The organism is Pseudomonadota bacterium, from assembly GCA_022361155.1.
In the GTDB taxonomy this organism is placed as follows: Bacteria; Myxococcota_A; Polyangia; order Polyangiales; family JAKSBK01; genus JAKSBK01.
In genome coordinates this window covers 1-5,389 of record JAKSBK010000176.1, presented here as the reverse complement: position 1 = coordinate 5,389, position 5,389 = coordinate 1, and the positions used below count along the sequence as shown (strand labels likewise).

At 60.1% G+C, this 5,389-nt stretch carries 5 protein-coding genes; 4 read left to right on the top strand and 1 reads right to left on the bottom strand.

What is annotated here, in order from left to right:
• Positions 1 to 209: 209 nt before the first annotated feature.
• Positions 210 to 473, bottom strand: coding sequence for a hypothetical protein (locus tag MJD61_06305; protein MCG8554887.1), 264 nt, complete (start codon positions 471 to 473; stop codon positions 210 to 212).
• A gap of 344 nt (positions 474 to 817) precedes the next feature.
• Between MJD61_06305 and MJD61_06300 the strand changes: the two genes are divergently transcribed.
• From MJD61_06300 to MJD61_06285, 4 genes are all read left to right on the top strand, one after another.
• Positions 818 to 1,903: a hypothetical protein gene (locus MJD61_06300; protein ID MCG8554886.1), complete on the top strand. Its 1,086-nt coding sequence runs from the start codon at positions 818 to 820 to the stop codon at positions 1,901 to 1,903.
• Between the two features lie 735 nt (positions 1,904 to 2,638).
• Positions 2,639 to 3,454: a hypothetical protein gene (locus tag MJD61_06295; protein MCG8554885.1), complete on the top strand. Its 816-nt coding sequence runs from the start codon at positions 2,639 to 2,641 to the stop codon at positions 3,452 to 3,454.
• Between the two features lie 433 nt (positions 3,455 to 3,887).
• Complete coding sequence (locus MJD61_06290; protein ID MCG8554884.1) at positions 3,888 to 4,658, top strand: hypothetical protein; 771 nt, start codon at positions 3,888 to 3,890, stop codon at positions 4,656 to 4,658.
• Positions 4,659 to 5,006: 348 nt separating this feature from the next.
• The gene (locus MJD61_06285) at positions 5,007 to 5,267 is read left to right on the top strand and encodes a hypothetical protein (protein ID MCG8554883.1); all 261 of its coding nucleotides are present in this window, start codon (positions 5,007 to 5,009) and stop codon (positions 5,265 to 5,267) included.
• The last annotated feature ends 122 nt before the right edge of the window (positions 5,268 to 5,389 follow it).

The following is a 5,389-nucleotide window of genomic DNA, read 5'->3' as shown; positions in this document are numbered from 1 at the left end:
TCTGCTCTGCTAGATTTCACTTGCGGTGGCCTTCTGTTTATCGCTGAAGAGTTGAATCTTTCAGTTCGTTTCTTCGCGATTTGCAGAGGCTTCCGCAAGTGTTTTCAACTACACCGACGCCGTTTTATGCAACCTGGGGGTCATATCCGCGGTCGCAGCAACGACCGTACCGAACCGCAAGCCCTTGAAATACCGGGCACCCGGCTGCCTCATGGGCGGCGGCCGCCACCTCGACGCCGGCGGCCGCCAACGCCGGAAGGTTTCGTGCCCAGCGCAGGCTTTCCGGGGTGCTCGTCGAGCAGTTGCCGGCCGCTCGTGGCGGCCTGGTAGCACGAAGCGAGGGCCGGGTAGTCGAGCCACAGCTGCTCGTCGCTGCTGCCGTCGCTCGGCTCGTTCAAGTAGCGGCCGTGCTGTTCGAGCACGCGCTCGATGCGCGCGGCGGTGCGCGTTGCAACGTCGGTAACGTCGCCCACATTCGGCTCGGGCAGCGGCCCTCCTCATCGCGCACGTATGAAGGACATGCAGGACGGGATGGGTACTAACTACAAATAACCAAGTTTCCAACGCCGCAAAGAGCCGCAACTGCGCATCTGGACGTTTCAGCAATCAAATCACGATCGAGGTCCCTATGGAAGACGAAACAACAAGAATACAAGTGGATTCAATTCGAAGACAAGAGAGCCATCGTATGAATCAATGGCGGAATAAAGGGGCGCTACAACGAGGTCACACGGGTCCCACATCATGTTCGGAAAAACAGGTCCGGTCACTTCTGTGTGCGGCTGGATCGCTATTAGCAGTTTCGTGTACCACTCAGGTGACCGGCGAAAACCCGATTGCTCTAGTAGCAGAAGTCCAAACTGAGTACGTTGATAACTACAACGTCGCAAACGCTGCCGACATGTATTGGAGGGAGGACGACACTCACAAGAGCCTCACGGTCGCTCCGGTTTTCGTACCGGTGGACGTTCCGGACGACGTCTGGGCGACGTGCGGCATGACGTTCATTTCGCCGCACTTTGCTGTAACGGCCGCCCACTGCGTCGTCGAGGGTGACGTCAATGGGGATGGCATCATCGACCCGATCGAGGAAAGCCTGCCGGAAGGCACGTCTTTGTGGATCCAGTACCTCGACATCAACGACAATCTCGCGGTGACCCGCATATTCGACCAAGCCGAGGTTGACGGAAATTGGCCGAGCTACGTGCGGCAGTCGACCCTGGATTCGAGCGAGCTATTTGCAGCGTGGGACCTCTGTACGATTACGTATCGGTGTTCGGCTAGCTTCGGTCGTACCGCCAGCTGTCCAAACACCGTGCCGAACAACGCCGATATCGCACTAATGCACTGCCCAAACCGGCTCAATGGGCCGTGGGCAACCATGGCGACCAACGTCGGCTTGAACTCCGAGGTGGAAGCTTGGTGGTTCCATGAAGTTCTCAACTTCCCACCCGAAGACGGAACCGGCTGGCCACCGGATCGGCACGAGCACTACACTGTCCACCCGGGTTTGAACAAGCCAAACAACTATCACTACAAGCGAATGAAGCCTGATGGAGTAAACATGGACTACCAGCTGATACCGTTGGTGTCTCGTTATTATCGGCATTTTGGAGACGACTTCTTTCCGTACAAAGTCACCTCTGCGAACAACAACTTTCCGAACTGGGATTCCGATATCCAGGGCGCATGCCATGGAACATCGGGCTCCGGAGTGTTCGAGCAAAACACCAGGAACCTCCTCGGTCCGGTGACTACGGCGGGTAATGGTTGGGGCAACCCTCACCAACTCTGCGTGCGACCCGATGGCGACAATCGTGGGGACACGGTAACAGGCTTTCTCCGTCCCGGGATTACGCAGATCATTTATAACTCAAGCTTGGTCGCAGGCGATCGTCCTTGATTCTTGATGAGACCGCAGCGGCGTGTTGACACCGGCGCCGTGGGTGATCTGTCGTGGCGCTGAACGGCGAGCGGGCGGCAAGCGAATGAGGCCCCGCTCCCTCCTCGGGCTTCGTCATCGCGCTGAGTAGGTAGGCCGCCCGCTCTGCAATACGAGATGGTCACGCTGCCGATGACAGGTCAAGCATACGATGACATGCTTACAATATGGAAGTCGAAGTTTACCCGGAAGGGTGAGTGAGAAGGAGTTCGAGTGAAACGTAATACGGGCAGGAGTGCGCTTTGGTGCCTAGTTTTCGGTTTCCTCTTCATTCTGGCCGCGAGCGCCTGTTCGTGCGAGACGGGGGATGACCCCGCCACGGGTGCTGGCGCGGCAGGGTCGTCCACCGGCCCTCCGCGGGGCTCTGACGGTGGGCCGACGGATTCCGGACTCGGCCAGGCCGGCCAATACCCACAACTACCAGACGGCGGACGCCTCACAGGACCGGGTGCAAGCGGAGGCATGATGGGTACACCGCCTGTGGACTCTGGCGCCCCTCCCCCTCCAATCGACGTTAGCCCGTCCGCCTGGACGCCGCCGTTCATGTTATCGGAAGGCATGTGGCGGAACAGCGGCCAGCCCATCTGTAATAAGGCAGGACGAAGCCGCAACTACGTGGACAGCGTCTGGAGCGACGCTCGAGGTGTGTACGTCCTTATGTCAGTCCACGACTCATTCGCTAGCATGGTGGGTCGCATGTGGATCTACTTCAATGATGGATCGGGTTGGAAAATCATTCACGAAGAGCCTGAGCCATTCCCTGGCAAGATCACAGGCTTTCCAGGCGGTGGTGTGCTCCTGCAAAGAGCACGGGGCCGTAGTAGCCCGAGCATGACATCCTGTGGTTTGAAGCGAATCGACAAGGGCCGGGCAGATTGCGAGATTCCTGGAGCAGTAACAGATGTGCACGTGGCAGGCCCACAAACTGCCTATGCGATACGCAACGATCGCGTTCTGAAGTACTCGGGAGGCCAATGGACGCAGCTTGGGCAGCCGCTCGGCGACGGCAGCGGAAGTTTCGTTCCGGAGGCCATCTGGGGCGATCAGAACACCGTGGTCGTCATCGGCGCCTCGGGGGTGTACTTGGGACGGGCCGATACCGGGGCCTTCGTACTTCAAGCGGGTGCTCCCCAAGGAGCCAGCGCGGTGTTCGGCTTTGGACCCACCGATATTTGGGTTGGCACTGGAAGCGGCGAGGTTTGGCAGTTTGACGGAACACAGTGGAAGGCCGTGATCTCATCGAGCACGCCGAGCGCCATGTGCAAGCGAACTGTCCAGGATTTATGGGGCGCGGACGGCAAGCTGTTTGTTCTTGGGCGCCAGCATTTATTGACGCTGGAGATGGGCAGCATGACAGAGCTGGCTAGTTGGTGTGAGGTCGGAGTTCGTCTTACCAGCATATGGGGGAACAGCTCGCAGGAGGTGTTCATGGGCGTTCGAGACACCGGCGAGATTCAGTGTTCTTCTCAGTTTCTAATTTGGTACAATGGTAGCCAACTCAGTCGTCTGTAGGCTTGTGCTCCTAATCCTGCTGGGAGCGGTCTCTCTTGGTTGCGCACTTTCACACAATAGCTCTTCGGAGCGGTCTGGGAACGGTGGAGGCGGAAGCGCGGGGGTTCTCAGCAGCTGGGCTGCTGGCGATACGTCGCCCGTCCCTGATGCCGGGGCCGCGGGGACAGCGGGTAGCTACACTCGATCCGTCTCAAGTTGGGCCCCGCCGTTTCCGCTTGCTCCGGACCCTGGCTGGATGATGAGCGAGGGCGTCTTGTGCGCGGGGCGAGCCCGCACGTTGGAGTACGTAGCTCTGTGGGCCGATGCACGTGGAGTGTTTGTGGCGCGTTCGCAACAATGGGACTCGGGAGTAGGCCCGGACAAACGAGTGGCCACACGTTTCCTTTTCAATGACGGTCAGCAATGGCGGCTCTGGCACGAGGAGCTAACGCCGGTGAGTCCCGATAGGCCGCAGATCCGTCCCAGAGTGCGTTTGACGGGCTTCGAGGGTGGTCCACTGATTCTGTACGGTGACCTGACTTGTGGGTTGCTTACCGTGCAGGCGGCCGGCAGCGACTGCGGGATCAAGGAGCGAGTGAGCGATGTCGCAGTGGTCGGGCCAAAGGAGGCCTATGCGGTCACAGACAACACAGTGTACCGATTCGACGGGGTTGCCTGGCAGAAGCTTGACGTGCTCGACAAGCCTGGCAGGGTCCAAGCGCGAGCTATTTGGGCGAACTCGGAGCTCATAGCTGTGGCGGCAAACGACCAGCAGATCTACTTCAAGCCCGCTGCGGCCAGCAGATTCGAGCTGCAACCCGGTGTACCCGCGGGTGACTATCTGGCTTTATGGGGACGCAATGCTTCGGACATCTGGGCTGGGACGTCGGGGGGCCAGATCGCGCACTACAGTCAGGGCAAGTGGAAGACGGAAGGTTGGATAGATCCCCCGTTAACTGATTGTCAGATGGAGTACAAACGGGATGTGCTGGGGATGTGGGGTACGCGGGATGTCGTATACGCATACTCTGAGCGGAGGGTCTTGCGTTTATCCGGCGGCGAGCAGGAGGTCGCAAGCTTCTGCAGGAGAGGAACAAGGATTGCGGACGTCAAAGGACGGGGCTCAGAGGAAGTCTTCATCGCTATCGTCGACAACGCAAAAGAGACAGCGTGCGGAAATTTCTTTATCGTATGGTACGACGGAATGACGTTGAGACAGTTCTGACGGTGTGGATGGCGCGAGGCGCCGGGAGCATAGCCGTCCGGGCCTCCCCCGGAGCCGCTCCTCTGTTGGAAGGTCTTATGATCCATTCGTGATCCGTCTCGGCGCCCGACCCTTTGAGGGGTACATAAAGCGGGTTATGTTGCCCTCAATCCGACCAGTAGGTAGGGTCGGGCATGGCGGGCCCGCAGCGCCGGAGTGTATCGAATAGAATGCGAAGGGCACCGGCCGGCAGGCCCGACCCGGGTTGGCGTCCGCCGGCGTGGGCGGGCACTTTCGCCACCACGGGTAGCGTAAGTGCGCGAAATGAGCTGCGGTGGTGTCCGGCACGCTTGGTGCGGCATGCGAAGCATGACGCAACCACGCTACATCGTCCCTGGAATGACCGTGATGGTCACACGCCGCACGCTGCGCCGCACCCACCTGTTTCGTCCAGACCCCGAGCTGACCGAGCTCTACCGGTATTGCCTGGCCGGCGCTCGCGTCGCCTGGCCGGCGCTCGCGTCGGGCCGACCCGACCCGGGTTGGCGTCCGCTAACGACGCTGGCCGACCCGACCCGGGTTGGCGTCCGCCGGCGTGCGCCGGCACTTTCGCCACCAGGGGTAGCGTAAGTATGCGAAATGAGCTGCGGTGGTGTCCGGCACGCTTGGTGCGGCATGCGAAGCATGACGCAACCACGCTACATCGTCCCTGGAATGACCGTGATGGTCACACGCCGCACGCTGCGCCGCAC

Excerpts from the sequence above, each read along its gene's own strand:
- MJD61_06285 (MCG8554883.1), top strand. The coding sequence starts at position 5,007 with ATGACGCAACCACGCTACATCGTCCCTGGAATGACCGTGATGGTCACA.
- MJD61_06295 (MCG8554885.1), top strand. The coding sequence starts at position 2,639 with ATGTGGATCTACTTCAATGATGGATCGGGTTGGAAAATCATTCACGAA.